Below are 18,714 nucleotides of genomic sequence, written 5' to 3'. Positions count from 1 at the left end.
TTTGCCATTCTTGTTCGCTTTTCTCTTACCTAAAAAACATTAAGGATTGATAATGGTCAATTAAAAGTTCAAGCCTAGTTCTTTAAAATACCCGGCTATTTCCTGATCCAGTTCCGCTCGTTTGGCCTCCAAACTTTTGATTTCTTTCATTACGGCATCAATATCCACCGGTTCTTCCTCTTCAAAAGTATCCACATAGCGAGGGATATTGAGGTTATAATCATTTTCAGCGATTTCTGCTAAGCTGGCCACATAGCTGAACTTGTCGATTGTTTTACGGTTTTGATAGGTGTCTACGATCAATTCCACATCTTGGTCCCGCAAGGCATTCTGGTTCTTTTCCTTTACAAAATGATCCTCCCCACTGGCATCGATAAAGACTATATTATCATCCGACTTTCGGCACTTACTGAGCACCAAAACACAAGTAGGAATAGAAGTTCCATAAAAGATATTGGCAGGGAGGCCGATCACGGCATCCAAGTAATTGAGTTCCTTGATCAGATACTGGCGAATAATTCCCTCAGCCGCACCTCGAAAGAGCACCCCATGGGGAAGCACACAAGCCATAATGCCATTGTCTGCCAGATGATACAGCATATGCTGCACAAAGGCATAATCTGCCTTGGTCTTGGGTGCCAGCTTACCATATTGACTGAAGCGCTCATCAGTGGCATTCAAAGGATTGGCATCTGATTTCCAGTGAGCCGAAAAAGGCGGGTTGGCCACAATGGCTTCAAAACGTTCATTCTTATGCTGGGGATTTTCCAAGGTGTCCTCATGACGGATATCAAAATCACTGAAATGCACATCATGCAGGATCATATTCATCCGAGCCAGGTTATAGGTCGTACGGTTCAGCTCTTGCCCATAATATTCACTTACCGTCGCCTCTTTCGCTACCCGAAGCAGTAATGAACCAGATCCACAAGTGGGGTCATACACTGACTTTAGTTTAGATTTTCCTGTGGTCACGATTTTAGCCAAAATCTTGGACACCTGCTGCGGGGTATAGAATTCTCCTGCTGATTTGCCAGCACCGGCAGCAAATTTCGCTATCAGGTATTCATAGGCATCTCCCAATACATCCGAATGTATATCTTCCAGCTTAAAGTCAATTTGGTTCAAGCGATTAAGGATCTGCACGATGATCTCATTTCGGGCATTGGGTGTACGGCCGATCTTGGTGGAGTTCAAGTCCAAGTCCTCAAATAGGGCATTAAAATCATCCTCCGATTCCGTGCCCATGGTGCTCTGCTCAATATGGTTCAGCACGGCTTGGAGATCATCCAGGATATAATTACTGCCATTACCCTCTACCTTATCCGGATCCTCATAATCGGTATTCCCCTTGGCAGCCATAGCAGAAAATAATTCTTGAGGCTGCAAAAAGTAGCCCAATTTCAGCAAAGACTCTTCCTTAATGGCTTCCAATAAATCCGGTTCAGTCAAGCTCGCATAATCTTCTATTCCTTCACTCTTGAGCAGCTCATTGGCGTAGAGGTATTGTTTTTCAGAAAGGTATTTGTAGAATATAAAGCCCAGAATATAATCCCTATAATCATCCGCGCTGATTTTTCCACGAAGGAGATTGGCAATACCCCATAATTGGCTTTCCAGCTTTTGTTTTTGATCTTCTGACATTTCGGTGTAATCAATAAAAATGGAATATTAAAAATAGTAAAGACAACTGGGCTAGGCTAAAAATACTTAAAAAAGATAGTAAGAAAATTGTTTTTTTTAACTTTTACAAAAAATACTGGTCTCATCCCCAAATCAGCTTCTAGTATTCAGATAAAACATCCATAAATTAGCTAGTATGATACGCATTGCTGCAGGCCTTACAGCCATTTGCTGTTGAATAGATTTGTCTTGCCCTAGCTACTGCAGTTCGGCAACCATAATGTTCATCAAGACACCAATAATCGAAATGGACAGCACCCAAAAGAAGAATACCTAATTTGGGTTCCTATTGGGTTTAGCATAACCCGGTGGACATCATCATATTGTTTGATTACCAAAAGAGACGTGAACAGGATGCTTACAAAAAGATATTAGAGGGATTCAAAGGCTATCTCCTTTCAGCTCCCTGGGTATTACCGACAATCTTGGAGGCCAAACCGAAAAGCAGGGGAAAAACAGTCTATTTTAGCTTTGATATGCGCTATTTATTAACCACAGATGGATAAAGATGAACACGGATATACTTATTTATAATACATCTATGTTCATCCTTTTGCACAATTGACTGTCTAGGCAGATTTGTGACTTAAACTACGCTTAATCTGACAAGGGTAGATAAAATTTAAGTTTGAAATTATTCACCCTCAGAAATATTGATTGATCCGATCTTGGGAGAATATAAGATATACACAAAATACACCTCCTTAAAAAACAAAAAAACCGTAATCGTTTGATCACGGTTTTGAGTTGTGGAGAATATCGGATTCGAACCGATGACCTCTACACTGCCAGTGTAGCGCTCTAGCCAACTGAGCTAATCCCCCATTTTATTCAAGGCGGCCTTTATCTTCCCGATAGCTATCGGGACAATCCCCCTTAATGAGGGCACAAATATAGGATGGACATTTTTTTGAAACAAGACTTTTCTCCCTTTTGAGCAAGTTTTTTTTTTCACCCCTTTCTTTAAGGTAAAACGTCATCATGCGGAAACCTTCTATTCAAAAATCGGAGCTTCATATTTCGATAACCTAAACTTAAAATGGTATTTAGGCATCATTTTTTAACAATCCCTTACTTTGCGATTGTAAGCTAAACCATGAACCAATCCAACGATAGCATATCCGATTCCAAGCTCTTGTTACGACTTAAGCAAGGCGACAATACTGCCTTTCAGCTGATCTTTGACCGGTATTGGAAGCGACTGTATGCTTATGCTTACAGTGTTTATAGGGATGAAGGGGTCTGTGAAGATTGTGTACAGGAAATTTTTATCAGCCTCTGGCAAAACAATAATAACACCACCATCCTCCACCTAGAAAGCTACCTCTTTAAAGCCATCAAATATAAGCTGTCTGCACATATCAAGAAACTAAGGTTCGACTTTGTCCATGAGGAAACATTAAAAAACTTGGGCAACCAGGAAAGCGAAAGAACCAATATGGAATACCTTGAATTAGAGGAAGCCATCACAGCCAATATCAATCAACTTCCAGGAAAATGCCACGAAGTTTTTGTACTCAGCAGGCTGAAAAACAAAACCAACAGTGAAATTGCCCAAGAACTAAATATTTCCAAACGCACGGTGGAAAGCCATATCAGCAATGCCCTCAAACTATTGCGCAACCGCCTCCAAGAAACCAGCTATTTTATACTTTTTATTATCCTAAGGTTATTGTAATGTAACCTTCTCCATTGAAGAATTAAGAAACCTTTAAGTTCACTTTTTGGACTACGTGTCCCCCCACTTTTTCGCACTATCCCTTAAAGAGGAGATTTTGAAAAGAGAAGAATTCTTGAAGCTGGCAGAAAAACACCGGCAAGGAACCGCTAGCAAAAGCGAGAATAAATTGGTAGAAAAGTTCTACGATAACATGCAGCATCATTCCACTTCGGAAGATATTGAATCCATATTATCCAATGAAAAAGGACAAGCACTTTTCTTATCGATTTTAGGGACTTTATATGATGAAAAAAAGACCAACTCCCGGGCTATCTGGCCCATCCTTAAAGTCGCCGTTGCTCTGACCCTCATATTGGTCATGGGGATTACCTTTAAGCATATTGCTGACCACAGGAAAATAACTCTTGCCACCGGCATGGGAGAACAGAAGGAGATTCTCCTTAAAGATGGCAGCACCGTCACCCTGGCTGAAAACAGTAGCCTGACCTACCCAAATAGCTTTGGCAATAAAAGAGAAGTCATTTTAAAAGGCAGAGCCTTCTTCGACATCTACCGGGACACAACAAGCCCCTTTTTGGTCCACACCAAAAACACAGAAATAAAAGTACTGGGAACCTCCTTTGATGTAAACAGCCCAAAAAACGAATCTACCACTGTCAGTGTCATTTCAGGCCAAGTTCAGGTAAGCCCTCACATGCATCCTGAAAAGGCGGTAGTCATAAGCAGAAACCAACAGCTTACCTGCCTCCACTCCCAGATATCAGCTATTACCTCTTTTAGCCACCAGGAACCAATCGCCTGGACCAAGCTAATTGTCCTTAAAAACACCAGTCTTGGGGAAGCTGCCAAAATCCTGGAAGACCGCTTTGGACTTGAAATAAAATTTGAATCCAATGAATTAAAAAAACAACAGATCAGTGGAAAATTTAAAAACGAGACTGCTGAGAACATTTTGAAAAGCATCGCTTTGCTCAAGCAATGCTCCTATGAATACCTCCAGCCCAACATCATTTATATAAAGGAAAAACAGATCGATACACCTTAATACTATCCAAGCATGTCATCATACATAAAAAGAGCCAAAACCTATCAGGTAGTACATGCACCAAAATTCAATATCCGAGTGTCTGCTCTTCAAAGCATGACAGTTTTATAAACCCATTTCAAACAATGCATCAATAACTAGAAAAGAAAATCAAACACAACCAATCTAATTTCTGTTAAAATGAAAACACCCTTACAACTTTTAACTGCTCTGAACCGTAAAACGGGGCTTCTATTGCTCTGTTTGTTCCTCATGGCAGCCCAAGCGCATTCCTACTCCGGAGGAAGCAAACTCTCAAAAGTTCGATTATCCCTCTCCTTGGAAGATGCAAAAATCACCCAAGTCCTTGCCGAAATCGAACGGAAAACAGCGTTTTATTTTGTATTTGACGAAAAGGTAAGCCAAGAAAGTTCCTTGTTCTCTTTCCAGTTCAACAACGAACCTTTGCCGGAAATCCTACATCAAATCGGCCAAAAAACAGGCTTTTCATTTGAAACCACCAACAAAACCATTATTGTTTTGCCCGAGGAAGCACCTATGGCATCATTGACAGGAAAAGTCACCGACGCTGACGGGGGAGTCCTTCCAGGTGTCACCTTACTGATCAAAGGCACCTCCAAGGGCGGTGTCAGTGGCATCAACGGGGAATTCACCCTTGAAATACCATCCTTTCCTGTTACACTTATCGTCTCCTACCTTGGATATAAAACGAAAGAAATTCCTGTACAACAAGCGGGCAATATAACGATCGTCTTGGAAGAAGATGTCAATGCCTTGGACGAAGTGGTCGTTACCGCGCTGGGAATGGAAAGAGAAGAAAAAAAGCTAGGCTATGCCCAGCAAACTGTTAGCGCCAGACAGCTTACCGAAGCCCGCCCAAACAACTGGTCTGAAGCTTTGCGGGGCAAAGTTCCAGGCTTACAAATCAATGGACTGGGTGGCCCAGTAGGTTCCCAACAGATCATTTTGAGGGGCAATAGCTCGCTAGACCCAGGAAACAACGGAGCCCTAATCGTCATTGATGGGGTGCCTATCCAAAACGAACATCCTGGTTCAGGGCCATCCAATGGCTATATGGGCGGAAGTGCCAGCAACGACACACCGGTAGATTATGGCAATGCCATCTCTGACCTCAACCCTGACGATATCGAAAGTGTCTCGGTACTGAAAGGTCCGGCAGCTTCAGCCCTCTATGGTTATCAAGCAGCCAATGGAGCGGTCATCATTACCACCAAGTCAGGAAAGGGCCAAAAAGGCCTGGGCGTGACCGTCAGCAGCAACACCAAATTCGACAATATCCAAAGATGGCCAGATTGGCAATATGAATATGGTCAGGGAAGTGGAAAAGGTGGCTACCTAAAGCCTGCCACTGATGAAAATGGCAACCCCGTGCCCTATAATGACCGACTTTATTACACTTATGGAGCCTCAGAAGATGGCAACAGCACAGCAGGCAGTAGTAGTGCCTTTGGTCCTAAATTCGACGGACAGTATTATTATCAGTATGACCCAACCGTAGAAGGCCAATCCCCAGAGAGACAACTATGGAGACCTTATGAAGATAACCGCAAGGGCTTTTGGCAAACAGGTGTCACACAAACCACCAATGTATCCCTCCAAGGTGGTGATGAAAAAGGCTCCATGCGTGGCTCAATCACCCATTCTAAAAACGACTGGATCATGCCCAATACAGGATTTGAGCAACTTTCACTTTCTGTCAATGGAAACTACCAGATAACCGACCGCATCAAGCTCAGCTCGGTAGTAGACTATAGAAATCGTACCAGTGACAACCTTCCAGGCCAAGGCTACAACAACCACTCCATTGCTTATTTTATGATTTTCCAAAACCCTAATGTGGACCTCGCTTGGTACGAGCCTATTTGGAAAAAAGGACAAGAGCAACTGGACATGATCAGACCTTACAGCAGTTATATTGATAATCCTTATGCCATGGTCTATGAGATCCAAAACAGCCTGGACCAATATGCCATTACCGGAAACTTCAAAATGGATGTCGAACTGCACCCCAAAGTCAAATTAATGCTTCGTGGTGCCCTGAACATGTATGACAAAAACATGGATCAGGAAAGGCCATATGACATCAACCGATATGCACGTGGATATTACCGCAAAACCAATGTGTTCAAGCAAGAGGTGAACACAGACTTTTTGCTCAGCTATTCCGACACTTTTGATAATTGGGAAGTCACTGCCAATTTTGGAGGCAATAGGATGGACTATCGTTACCTCCGTCAAGATTCCTGGGCTGAAGGGCTAGAGATCCCCGGAGAATATAATTTGGTAAATGGCTCGCAACTTTTTACAAGTAAATTTGATGGCTATAATAAGGTCAACAGCTTGTACGGCATGGTGACCTTGGGCTGGCAGGACAAGGTATTCCTGGACCTTACTGGACGAAATGACTGGAACAGTATCTTACCAAAACACAACCAGTCTTATTTCTTCCCGTCGGCAAGTTCAGGGATTATCCTGAATGAAATTTTCGAAATGCCAAGAAGCATTACCTTTGCCAAACTAAGGGCTTCTATTGCCCAGGTAGGCGGGGCTGGAAAATACGGCAACCGATACAGCACTGACAAGTACTATCGACGCTCTGATTTCCCTGGCTCGGCCTTAGCTCCCACCTCTTTGTATAATACAGATTTTAAACCAGAAATCACCACCAGTAAGGAATTGGGAATCGACTTCAGAATGTTCCAGAGTAGGTTAAAATTGGATGTAGCTGTTTATCAAAACAACAGTAAAAACCAAATATTCAATGCCCCGCTCCCTTATTCATCTGGTTACCGAAGCGTTACCATCAATGCCGGTGAAGTACGCAACCGTGGCTTAGAGATCATGCTCAATGGTACTCCGGTAAAAAACAAAAACTTCAAATGGAACACCACCCTAACTTGGGCCAAAAATAAAGGCACTGTAATGTCCCTTCATGAAAACGCGGAAGGCGGCAGGTTCGAAATGTTAAGTTCTTCAAGTGCAAGACTTGTCGCGGTAGAAGGGGGATCTCCTGCTGCACTTTATGGTAGAGGTTACAAAAGAAGTCCACAAGGAGAGATTATTTTCGATGAGAATGGCTCCCCGGAAATGACTGATGACATCATTTATATCGGTGATACCCAACCCAAGTGGGTGGCAGGTTTTATCAATTCCTTCCAATATAAAAATTTCCGTATCAATGCAGTAATAGATGCCAAATACGGAGGCACCATTTACTCACACACCCATCACAAACTTACCCAACAAGGCAAATTAAAACACACCCTAGTAGGAAGAGAAGAGGGTGAACTTGTCGGCAAAGGTGTAGTGGACAATGGTGATGGCACATATTCCCCAAACACCAAGGCCATCTCTATAGCCAATTACTATAACCTGATGTATCCATTGGCCAATACAGAAGCCAATTCCTTTGATGCTTCTTTTATCAAACTGAGGGAAGTAACCCTTTCCTATGATTTCACGGAGAAGTTCCTATCCAGGACGCCACTGAATGAAATGCGACTTTCAGTTTACGGAAGAAACCTGGCGGTCCTCTCGGATTTCCCCATTTATGATCCAGAAGTGGCCGGATTTGCAGGAGGCACCAATATGCACCCCGGGTAGAAGTGGGCCAAATGCCTGTCCCCAATGAATATGGCGTAAACATCGTCATCGGATTTTAATCAACCTATAAAACTACCGTCATGAAAAAACACATATATACCCTGTTTCTTGCTTCCCTTTGTATATGGGCAGGCGCATGTTCAAAAGACTTTGAAGAGACCAATACAGATCCTAACAACCTGAGTAAAATCACAGCAGGAAGTACATTAAATCCGGTACTTTATAGCTTGGCCAGTCAAAATGTCAAGCAAATGCGCAGTGTCACCGCGCCATTGATGCAAATGTTCCTGCAAACGGATGATTTCAATAATTCGCCATTTTTCTATGATTTTGATCAAAACATCGGTGCTTCCACATGGAATAATTATTACACCAATCTGAGTAATATTGCTGAAATGGAAGCTGCAGCGGTACGCGATGGACTGCCCAATTATGAAGCCATTGCCCTGACCCTTAAAGCCTATGCCTACTCCGTGCTTACGGACTGCTTTGGAGATGTTCCCATGGCCAACGCCCTTCAGGCAGAAGAAGAAGTGTGGTATCCTGATTTTTCCTCTCAGCAAGAAATCTATACCCAGCTATTGGCTGACCTGGAATATGCCAACAGCATCTACGACCTAGATCAGGGAATGTCATATGTTAGTGATATCCTCTACCAAAATGATGTACAGAAGTGGCAAAAATTCACCAACTCTCTTCATCTGCGATTATTGCTTAGGATCTCTAACCGTCCTGAAATGGGTGCCTTTGACAAAATCACGGCAATGATCAACAATCCTGAAACTTATCCGGTATTTACTTCAGGTGAGGAAGCTGCAGTGCTGCATTTGAACGGTGTGGCACCTACTCTTTCTCCTTGGGACAGACCGCAGGACTTTGGGGTATTCAGGTATTACACGGAATTTTTTATCGATAACTTGAAAAATTTTGAAGACCCGCGAATAGGAGTATTTGCCAGTACGGCCAGGGGATTGGAAAGTGAAGACTATGGCTATATCGGACAGCCAACAGATTTTGTAGAAAATCCCTTACCAGACAGCATCGCAACCGCCTCAGGAGTGAAAAGAAGCTTGGCAGAGGCTCCGCTTATAATCCCTATATTGAGCTATGCGGAGGTAGAATTTATAAAAGCCGAAATGGCCCAGAGGGGCTATACGGCCAATGCTCAAGAACACTATGAAAATGGGGTTAGGGCAGCCATAGAAATGTGGAGCCAGGAAGTTCCAGAAGGATATTTCGACAATCCACTTGCAGCCTATGACGGCAGCTTAGAACGTATTTTACTTCAAAAATACTATGACTTATTCTTTACAGACTATCAAGCTTGGTTTGAGCGGCGAAGGACAGGGCTTCCTAGTCTCCCTACTTCTGCATCCATGCTAAATGATGGCGAAATGCCTTCCAGGTTTTACTACCCTATCGATGAAGCGAACAGTAATTTCCAAAATTACCAAGAAGCTGTAAACCGAATGGGAGGAGATGAAATCAATGTCAAAGTGTGGTGGGACAGAAATAATTAAACCCGGATTATGCATTAGCAATCGTAGTGAGGACTGAAAATGCAAGAAAATCAGGCTATTTGGAGACTGAGGCATAGCACCGCTATGGTGAAGTCGAAAACAGCAGCAAAGCGTCTGATTTTAAAGCATTTTCGGTCCGTAATAGATAAGCTAATGCATATTTCGGGTTAAAACCTGTTTTAATCATCAATTGAATAAAATGGCGCTTGACAGTATAAATGACAAGCGCCATTTTTAATTAAATGTATATCCGCAATTGCACCAGTAAAGGTTAAAAGCGAATCGAAATGTTGGTTTTAGTTAAAATATCAACTGCTTCGGTCTTCAGTCTTCAAACTCCCGACCACTTAAGCAAAGGATTTAAGGTTACTGGCATCATTGCGGATAATCAGATTTAATTATATGTAGGAATCCTCACAGTAAAAATTGAAGCCAATTTATTTTAATCTCACGGTTTTCCCAGTCGTTGCTGATTCCTTGGCCGCATCTAATATCTCCACCACCATTAGGTTATTCTCTAGACTATACAAACTGTATGGAGCAGGCTCAAAATTCCCTTTGATCACATTATCAAAATAAACAAATGGGTTACTGATCAAGTCAAGTTCCTCCGCTTTCACTTCTGATCCTACTTCTTTTTGACCTGCAAACCGCCAACGCATATGCTCATCATCCTTTGTAATCACATATCCTGATTGTCCATAAACCTCCATGTCCTTCCTATTGAAAGGCCAGTTCCAAGAAGCCTGTATAATTCCTTGTGCATCCTTATAATCTACAATTATAGTGGCTTCATCATCTACCTTATCATAAATCTCTGGCTTATAGTTTTTGGTTACGGCCCTCACGGATATTGGCCTTTCTCCGTGCCTCAAATAGGTCATGATATTGGCACCATAACAGCCAAAGTCAACCAAAGCCCCTCCTCCATTCAATTTTGGATCGGTAAGCCAAGCTAAAAACTCTGGACCAACCCCAATTTCCTTGGGCCCTTGATGGCCATGATGAAAGACCATTTTATGAATCTCCCCAAGTTGACCATGATCTTGCTCAAAAAGCCTATACGTTTTTTCAGTGCTTGGGTACCAAGAAGTCTCATAATTGGTCAGTAAATGGATATTATTTTCCCTTGCCAAAGCGGCCATTCTTTTGGCATCTTTCAAATTCGTGGCCAAGGGCTTTTCTACCATCACATGGATGCCGCGGGGAGCAGCTGCTTCCACTGCCTCCAAATGATAAAAAATAGGCCCAAAAACCAGTATTCCCTCAGGCTTTTTCTCCTCCAACATTTTATCCAGATCATCATAAATCAATGATTCATCCAAATCATACCGCTCCTTGAAACGATTGGCCAATGCTGCATCTGGCTCATAGACACCTACCAACTCCATTCCTTCCTGCTTCCCCCATTCAAAAAACCAGGGACTGTGACCATGTGAAAGCCCCACCATCGCAAACTGTGTCTTCTCTTGTGCCATTATCCCTTGGGGAAAAAAGTTCATCAATATCAGAAACAGTCCGATTACTGTAACATATAATTTCATAGTTATCTTGGTTTGTTATTTCATCTTATAATTTCCTACTTTCCCCAATAAGCCAAAAGAAAGGGGACTATCGTAGGATTATTTAGATGATCAATGGTTGTAAAGCCTGTTCAAAAAATGAATATAAACTATACTAGCATAAAAAGCACCCATAATGCAGCCCCTCCACCTATGATTTTGGCCATCTTCTTATGGGTATTATCGTTCAAATAATCATCAAAAAATGGTTTGAGTTTTTTGTGGGCCCTGGCCATTTGTTTTTCTATGGCCTTTTCGGATACTTCCAAAATCTCAGCAACCTCTCTGTACTTCAAACCATCTTCCCGCACGAGTTTAAACACTATTTTACATTGAGAGGGCAGTGTATCTACGGCCCGATCCAACCGTTCATATAATTCATTTAGAAAATAGCTGGATTCTGGATGAAAATGATCTACTGCTTTATCCAAAACATTAAGATTGTCCAAATCCATAAACACGGGCACCCTAGATTTTTTCTGAATGGCACTAAGTGATTTATTTTTAACGGCTTTATACAGGTAGGCTTCAATATTTTCAATTTCTCCAAGATCATGTCTTCTCTTCCACAGGTTAATAAAAACATCAGAAACCACTTCCTCGGCCACTTGATTGCTTTTTAGATAATAAAGTGAAAAAGTAAACATTCTGTCAAAATACTTCTCAAAAAAGCTTCTGAAAGTGGTCAAATCTTCATATTCAAAAAATTGGAGTGATTGCTTTTTCATATCATTTTAAACTGGCTAAATACAATACAAATCAACATAATTTAACCAGAAACCGAAAGAATAGCAACTATACACAACCAATAACAAAACATTTTATAAAACATGGAAAACATAGTATGTAAAATCGTCAACATACTATTATTTAGTGATTTTAGTTTGTCATGAATAACCCATAAACAAAAATCCCCAGATCACAAGTTTATTATGATCTGGGGACCTAAATACCATAGGCATTGCGCCTATGATGAGTCAATTATTCTCCCATGCCAAAAGCCGGAGCAGTTTTATCATACCATACTTTTTCAGCATTCAAATCTGCTACATCTTGGCTAAGAGGAGTGAATCCCTGCTCATCCAATGCTGATTGCCAATTGGCCCTATTCACTTCACCTGGATCTCTCAACCAAAATCTCCTTGGTACGATCTCGTTAAATTCCTCTCTTGCATAATAATCGGAGTCGAGTCTTGGATAACCAGTCCTTCTGCAAAACACGAATCCTTCATTAGGCTGCCTTAGAAAATTCAGGTATTGTTGAATATAAATCTTCTCTAGGTCATTGGAACCATTCAACATCACCTCTGGTCTTGAAAGAAAGGCATCTATTTCAGCTAAACCATCCCCATCAAAGGCTGTTGTTGACATGGCGCTTAAAGCAATATCATTCATCGTTTGGATGGAAGCCCTGATGCCTTGATTATACCAATCCTCAGCGGTTCCAGCCCCATTTCCATAGCCCTTTGCAATTAACTCGGCAATATAAAAACAGGTCTCAGCATGGGAAACAACGACATCTTTCCAAATCCCATTGCTGTTGTCCATCTTAGGAGAAAAGAATTTTTGATTGGCTACAGACATAAGGGAAAAACGCTCCGTGCCCACTACCAGTGGATTACTAAAATAATTTGCAATCTCAGGTGCCACTGTCCAATCTGCAGGACCTCCTTGGAACTGGATCAGAGGATCATTGGGATCGATGAATTCTGGTAAATCCACATTGTTTTCTTCCAACACTTCCTTGTAATTCCCTACCAAATCATTGGGAGAAAAGTATATGGATAATCGAGGATCATTGGTCTTCTTTAAGAAATCAATGATTGACATTGTCCCAAATCGGGTACTTCTGTACAAGATATCACCACCTCTACCAAAAGGAGAATAATTGTCGTGAGTAAATACCATTTGGTCATCATTGCTATCGATCGGCCCGATACTATGGTTCATTACTTCTTGAAATATTTCAGCCGTCCTTGTTGGGTTTTGGTTCTCCAATCGCACCGCGATTCTTAATTTTAAACTATTGGCCAATTTCACCCATTTGGTCCAATCACTTTGATAATAAATATCTGCAGATCCGTAAGATTCCTGACTATCGCCATCATTAGAACTGAGGGTATTGATCACTTCATCCAGTCTCTCCAACCAGGTATCAAAGAGAAACTCCTGACTATCATACTTGGGATCAAACTTAACCTCATACCGACCTTGGCCCGCCTCTGAATAAGGGATAGATCCATTCAAATCGGTAACTTTTATTCCATGAAGCACCTCAAGAGCATAAGTCACCATTTTCATGTTTTGATATGCCGCTGGGTCATTCATAGCATCAATCTGCTTTCTGATTTCAATCAAATTGGGCAAAATATCTGCATAAAATGCATTGTACCTTGTATTCACATTATTAGTCAACTCATAGGGACTTGCTGACACATGCTGGGTATACCTCAACAAATGCTCCATGTTCTCCCATACCCACTCCGTTCCTTGATAGGTCATCAACTTGTCCTCAGAATAGGTCAGCAAATATTTTAGATCTGGCTCTGACACAATACTCGGATCGGTATTGATTTCGGCAAAGTCCTTGGTGCAACTGAATGAAGCAATTGCTAGGACAACATATATATATTTTTTGAATAATTTCATAATGCTAGATTTTTGAGTTGCCATGATTAAAATTGAAACCTTAACGTAGCCCCTACAGAGCGAGTCATCGGCAAGAACCCTTGTTCTCCCGAGAAAGCCGTATTATTGGAGTTATTGGACGCAGGATTAAAATTATAAGGCAGTGAATTATAGATATAAAATAAATCACGACCGATCACGGAAAAATTCATCCCTCCTATACCTAGCTTATCTGTAAAGCTTTTTGGGAAATTATAGCCCAAAGACACTTCCCTCAATGACACCCAGGTACTCTCAAAAATCCAATAATCAGATACGCCCGTTGAAGAAGAACCATATCGATAGAAGAATTGTGGTGTATGGGTTGGTTCTACCAAACCTGCTTCATATGCTTCTTCATAAGTCATACCACCAACATCTGCTTGGCTACCATCAGGCTGTGTAATCATTTGTCCTTGAGCAAATACGCCGTGAGGAATCATTCCATCATCGTAGGTCTCTCCATCATATTCACTTGTCCAAGTAATCCCACCATATTCAGCATCTCGTCCAGGCAAAGTATTAGGCAATACCCCTGTATGGGTACCATATCTGTAAGAAAGCATCACAAAGTCCCCTCCTACCTTTGCATCCACCAAGAATCCCAAATTGAAGTTTTTATATTGGAAATTATTGCTCCAACCAGATCTAAAATCCGCATTGATATCCCCAACATCCTGGATCCTATTACTTCTTGCAGGGAATGCTGCCCGGGCATCAGATCTCCATGCAAACTGTGGCAAACCATTATTGGGATGATCAATAGGGTTACCGCTTTCATCCTTTGCTTGGAAAACTTCTGCCTGAATAGAAGACCTTAAGGTACCATAAGATTTGCCTACAACCGCCCATGTACTCACTTCTCCGATATTAGCACCTAGGTTATATTCCTCTCTACCATCGTACAGTTCCTTAATCAAGTTTCTGTTTCTAGAGAAAGTCAAGGTAGATTCCCATTGGAAATCCTCTGTCCTTACTGGTGTTGCGGTCAAAGTAAGTTCAATACCTCGGTTCTGGATATTTCCGGCATTTACCAAAATGGCGCTCACCCCTGATTCAACTGGAGAGGAAATTGGCAAAATCTGATTTTTGGTGTTATCCTGATAGAAAGTGAAATCCACTCCTAGCTTTTCTTGGAACAAAGAAAGCTCGATACCAATTTCCTTTGCAATTTTCCTTTCAGGCTTAATATTGGGCTGAAGCACTCTGCTATCACTGAAAGTGGAAGTTGGAATCTGGTTACCATTGATAAAGGTAAAGCCATTAAAAGAGAACCCAGGATTTAAAGTAAATGGATTGGTATCTTTTCCCAATGCGGCAATATTACCTCTCAATTTTGCAAAGCTGATCCAAGAAGGCATAGCCACTGTTTCTGACAGCACCCATGATGCACTGGCAGCAGGATAGTGGAAGAAATTATTTCCAGTACCATCCGAATAAGTCAAAGCCGATGACCAATCCCCTCTCCAAGACAAATAAAGGAACAATTGATCCTTGTAGGCCTGATCAACACTTGCATAAACAGAATTAATAGTTCTTTTGTAAGAAACTCCGCCCCTTGACAGCTGTGGTTCTACAGAATTCTCCAAGAAGAAATTTCCAGGATACAGTAATCCGCCTACGGTTTCAGCACTGTTGAAAGTAGTCTCTGTACGCTGTGATTCCGCCCCTATATAACCGCTGATATCATAGTTATCATTGATGATTTTATTCATCATCACCATTCCTTTCAGGAAGCTACTTTTCTTGGCAGTGTGGCTCAAACCATATTTTCCGCCGGTAAAACCCACATTTTGGCCCAACTCTTTCGTTTCATTCTTGGTATAGTAATTATTCAAATTACCTTCTAACCTTACCTTCATCCAATCTGTAACCTTGCCAGTCATGGCAATCCTACCTCTTACAGTTTGCTCATCCTGCAGATAATTATTGTTAAATAAGGAATACCAAAACCTTGATTCAGGAGCCTTGTTGGGTTCATCAGGGTTGTTTGGATTGGGAGCTCCTCCAAGAACACTGGTGTATTTCTCTTCTCTCATCCAATATTCAGTATCATAATTTCTTGGAAGCATCCAGCTATATAGTTTACCAAAGTTATAAGAACCAAAAGCATCCAAGCCTCCTAATCTAGGCGGATTCTTTCCTTCAAATGTGGTATAGTTAACACTAGCATCAACATCTATATAATCTGTCAATTCATGGGTAGCCCTGAAATCAAAGCCATTCTTCAAATAGTCATTGTTTTGAACAATACCTTCTCCCTGACTTCTTGTATAGGACAGTCTAAAGGAAGATCTATCCGTGCCTCCGTCCAAAGCCACATTGGTATTTGAAGCCCAGCCATTTCTGAACGCATCCATGAAGTTATCTGGCTGAGGAAGATATTTTGTAGGTGTACCATCATAGTTGATCACCTCTTGCCCTTCCATTCTTGGGCCCCAATTTTCCAATTCCCGGTTGATCTGATGGTCAATATAAGGCTGTCCTGTTACAGGATCTGTTGGAAACACCTTGGTTCTCCAAGCCTCATCTGCTTGATAGTTTGGATCTCTCCTATCAGTAAAGAAAGCCCCTACTGATCCCCCACCAAATACATTTTGGAATTCTGGCCCAGAAAAAGGCTGAAATATTTGGGCATTTTGAGACACCGATACGCCTATGCCCTTTCTTTTGCTACCTTTTTTGGAGGTGATCAGAATCACCCCATTGATCGCCCTTGAGCCATATAATGCAGCTGCTGCGGATCCCTTAAGCACGGATACACTTTCAAAGTCTTCCATGTTGAGGTTCTTCAATGCATTACCAAAGTCACGGCCAGTTCCTCCAAATACATCATTGTCGATGATAACACCATCGATCACAAAAATAGGCTGGTTATTACTACTCAATGTAGAGTTACCCCTGATCAAAATTTTGGAAGAACCAAAAGCTCCTCCACTTCCCTGATCAATTTGAACCCCAGCAACACGTCCTTGCAGGGCATTTACAGGATTGACCTCAAAGGATTTGGCCAATTTATCTCCTTTTACTTCTGTAACGGAATAGCCTAGATCTCTTTTACTTTTTTCTATGCCCAATGCGGTGACCACCACTTGTTCCAATAATATATCTGAAGTCAAGGTCACATTGATCTCCGTTTGGTTACCCACAGTAATTTTCTGGGGCTTAAACCCTGTGAAAGAGAAAACCAAAGTTCCCCCCTCGGGCACCTCTAAACTATAGTAGCCATCAATATCTGTTATGGTACCTATTGTAGTACCTTCTATTGACACAGTAGCACCGGGCAATGGTTCCCCACTTTCATCTACCACTCTACCGCTGATGGTCACTTCCAAATATTCTTCTTTTACATCAACCTCCTCTTCTGAAGACTTCCGTACATTGATCACATGATTGATCCTTTTGAATGCAAGTTCAGAGTTTTGAGAGAGGTCTCTTAAGACCTCGCCCAAGGGCTCATTACTGTACTTGATATCAAATCTTCTGTTTTTATTGAGGTCATCTGGCTTAAACGCAAATATAAAGTCTGTCTGACTTTCAATCTTTTCAAATATTTCTCCAACATTGGCTTGCTTTAATTCCAATGATACAAATATCTCATCGATGCTCTTTTGAGAATATCCACTTTTTGCCAGCAAGAAGCTACAAAAGAAGGTTTGTAACACTAACCCATATAGAGTATACCTTGCCATAAGCAAAACTTTGGGTAAAAGTTTATATTTCATATTTTTACATGTTTTTAGTGATAATTTTCAATTTCTAAGGACAATCGCTCTTTTGCCGAAGCCTCCTCGACCAAAACTTGGCTTAGGTAAAAGAGCATGATTTTTTTAGCTGCTGTCGTTGTACACTGTTGAGTTTCTTTTTTGAGCTTATATTATTTTTTATGCATCTTATTGATGTGAACGGTGTCCCCTTGAATCCTATAGTCAAATTGAAAGGTATAAGAGATCCCATCCAGGACATTATCTAGGCTTTGCTTGTCAAAGCCCCCTGTATACCTATCACTTATTTTGATTTTGCTATTGACCTTAAAGAATACCCCATACCAAGCAGAAAGTCGCTTGATCACCTCAGCAAAAGAGCTGTCCTCAAACCATATTTCACCATCTTTCCACCCCAAAACCATATGTTCATCAAAGGATTGTTTTATCAAACCTTTATTGTTCTTATCAAAAACGGCCATTTCTGAAGGAACCAACATCAATTTTTTGTTTTCAATAGCCTCATTCACTTCCACCTTGCCAGTCAATACAGCTATAGAAATGGTGGCTTCCTCAGGATTGGTCCTGATATTGAAAGATGTCCCTAAAACCTTGGTGGTCACCGCCTCACTATGAATCAAAAACGGTCTAAGTGTATCTCTTTTTACATCAAAAAATGCCTCTCCTTCCAAATACACCTCCCTCTTATCTGGTTCAAAATCCTTTGGTAGCCTGAGTTTACTATTGGCATTCAACTTCACCTTAGTACCATCTGGAAGCACTAAACTCAATTTCTGACCATTAGGCGTTACCTTTTCTATATAACTAATGGCTGCTTCATCCTCAAAAACCACCGCCTCTTCTTCCAAATACTTAAAAAGTACTATCGAAAGACATAATATAAGAGTAAGTGTGGCAACAATTTTCAACATATTCACGAATGACCAATTGACCTTTTTTAATTTCCTCTCTTCATGTTCCACTTCCCCGATGGCACCAACTACTTTTCTCCAAACAAGTTCCTTCGTCTTGCGATTAATTCCTTTTTTGCGCTGCCAAAACTCCTTATATAACTGCAATTTCTCCTCATTATCAGGAGATTCATTAAGCCAAGTTTCAAAAACGTCAAGCTCCTCCCTGCTTGCTTCCCCAGCAAGCACTTTAAAAATTATCCCGTCCGAGACATTGTTAAGGTTCATAAAAGAAATGGTTGTTCTAATATTAAAGA

Annotated in this window: 11 protein-coding genes and 1 tRNA gene; 5 read left to right on the top strand and 7 right to left on the bottom strand. The window is 41.3% G+C overall.

Annotated elements, in window-relative coordinates:
* Positions 1–60: 60 nt before the first annotated feature.
* Complete coding sequence (locus KZP23_RS09925) at positions 61–1,644, bottom strand: type I restriction-modification system subunit M (protein ID WP_226336086.1); 1,584 nt, start codon at positions 1,642–1,644, stop codon at positions 61–63.
* A gap of 347 nt (positions 1,645–1,991) precedes the next feature.
* Between KZP23_RS09925 and KZP23_RS09920 the strand changes: the two genes are divergently transcribed.
* A complete protein-coding gene (locus KZP23_RS09920) occupies positions 1,992–2,189 on the top strand; it encodes an IS66 family transposase (RefSeq protein WP_226336085.1) in 198 nt (65 codons plus the stop codon).
* Positions 2,190–2,433: 244 nt separating this feature from the next.
* On the opposite strand, the gene KZP23_RS09915 is transcribed toward KZP23_RS09920, so the two are convergent.
* Positions 2,434–2,507, bottom strand: a tRNA-Ala gene (locus KZP23_RS09915).
* A gap of 272 nt (positions 2,508–2,779) precedes the next feature.
* On the opposite strand from KZP23_RS09915, the gene KZP23_RS09910 reads away from it, so the two are divergent.
* The 4 genes from KZP23_RS09910 (at position 2,780) to KZP23_RS09895 (ending at position 9,553) form a co-directional block, all read left to right on the top strand.
* Entirely contained in the window at positions 2,780–3,361 is a 582-nt protein-coding gene (locus KZP23_RS09910; protein WP_226336084.1) for an RNA polymerase sigma-70 factor, read from the top strand.
* Between the two features lie 97 nt (positions 3,362–3,458).
* Positions 3,459–4,409 carry a FecR family protein gene (locus tag KZP23_RS09905; RefSeq protein ID WP_226336083.1) on the top strand — a complete coding sequence of 317 codons (951 nt, stop codon included), beginning with the start codon at positions 3,459–3,461 and terminating at the stop codon, positions 4,407–4,409.
* A 180-nt stretch (positions 4,410–4,589) separates the two neighbouring features.
* Positions 4,590–8,033, top strand: a complete 3,444-nt coding sequence (locus tag KZP23_RS09900; RefSeq protein WP_226336082.1) for a SusC/RagA family TonB-linked outer membrane protein — start codon at positions 4,590–4,592, stop codon at positions 8,031–8,033.
* Between the two features lie 80 nt (positions 8,034–8,113).
* Positions 8,114–9,553, top strand: a complete 1,440-nt coding sequence (locus tag KZP23_RS09895; RefSeq protein WP_226336081.1) for a SusD/RagB family nutrient-binding outer membrane lipoprotein — start codon at positions 8,114–8,116, stop codon at positions 9,551–9,553.
* Between the two features lie 437 nt (positions 9,554–9,990).
* Here KZP23_RS09895 and KZP23_RS09890 read toward each other — a convergent pair whose 3' ends face one another.
* From KZP23_RS09890 to KZP23_RS09870, 5 genes are all read right to left on the bottom strand, one after another.
* The gene (locus tag KZP23_RS09890; RefSeq protein ID WP_226336080.1) at positions 9,991–11,097 is read right to left on the bottom strand and encodes a Gfo/Idh/MocA family protein; all 1,107 of its coding nucleotides are present in this window, start codon (positions 11,095–11,097) and stop codon (positions 9,991–9,993) included.
* A gap of 128 nt (positions 11,098–11,225) precedes the next feature.
* Positions 11,226–11,843: an RNA polymerase sigma-70 factor gene (locus KZP23_RS09885; RefSeq protein WP_226336079.1), complete on the bottom strand. Its 618-nt coding sequence runs from the start codon at positions 11,841–11,843 to the stop codon at positions 11,226–11,228.
* A 253-nt stretch (positions 11,844–12,096) separates the two neighbouring features.
* Entirely contained in the window at positions 12,097–13,764 is a 1,668-nt protein-coding gene (locus tag KZP23_RS09880) for a SusD/RagB family nutrient-binding outer membrane lipoprotein (RefSeq protein WP_226336078.1), read from the bottom strand.
* Positions 13,765–13,790: 26 nt separating this feature from the next.
* Positions 13,791–17,507, bottom strand: coding sequence for a SusC/RagA family TonB-linked outer membrane protein (locus KZP23_RS09875; protein ID WP_226336077.1), 3,717 nt, complete (start codon positions 17,505–17,507; stop codon positions 13,791–13,793).
* A gap of 152 nt (positions 17,508–17,659) precedes the next feature.
* A complete protein-coding gene (locus KZP23_RS09870) occupies positions 17,660–18,685 on the bottom strand; it encodes a FecR family protein (protein ID WP_226336076.1) in 1,026 nt (341 codons plus the stop codon).
* Between the last annotated feature and the right edge of the window lie 29 nt (positions 18,686–18,714).

It is taken from the genome of Echinicola marina (assembly GCF_020463795.1).
Lineage (GTDB): Bacteria > Bacteroidota > Bacteroidia > Cytophagales > Cyclobacteriaceae > Echinicola > Echinicola marina.
The sequence above is the reverse complement of the archived record's forward strand: the minus strand, read 5'-3'. Positions and strand labels throughout refer to the sequence as shown.

Excerpts from the sequence above, each read along its gene's own strand:
- KZP23_RS09885 (WP_226336079.1), bottom strand. The coding sequence starts at position 11,843 with ATGAAAAAGCAATCACTCCAATTTTTTGAATATGAAGATTTGACCACT.
- KZP23_RS09910 (WP_226336084.1), top strand. The coding sequence starts at position 2,780 with ATGAACCAATCCAACGATAGCATATCCGATTCCAAGCTCTTGTTACGA.
- KZP23_RS09895 (WP_226336081.1), top strand. The coding sequence starts at position 8,114 with ATGAAAAAACACATATATACCCTGTTTCTTGCTTCCCTTTGTATATGG.
- KZP23_RS09925 (WP_226336086.1), bottom strand. The coding sequence starts at position 1,644 with ATGTCAGAAGATCAAAAACAAAAGCTGGAAAGCCAATTATGGGGTATT.
- KZP23_RS09890 (WP_226336080.1), bottom strand. The coding sequence starts at position 11,097 with ATGAAATTATATGTTACAGTAATCGGACTGTTTCTGATATTGATGAAC.
- KZP23_RS09900 (WP_226336082.1), top strand. The coding sequence starts at position 4,590 with ATGAAAACACCCTTACAACTTTTAACTGCTCTGAACCGTAAAACGGGG.
- KZP23_RS09875 (WP_226336077.1), bottom strand. The coding sequence starts at position 17,507 with ATGAAATATAAACTTTTACCCAAAGTTTTGCTTATGGCAAGGTATACT.
- KZP23_RS09880 (WP_226336078.1), bottom strand. The coding sequence starts at position 13,764 with ATGAAATTATTCAAAAAATATATATATGTTGTCCTAGCAATTGCTTCA.
- KZP23_RS09870 (WP_226336076.1), bottom strand. The coding sequence starts at position 18,685 with ATGAACCTTAACAATGTCTCGGACGGGATAATTTTTAAAGTGCTTGCT.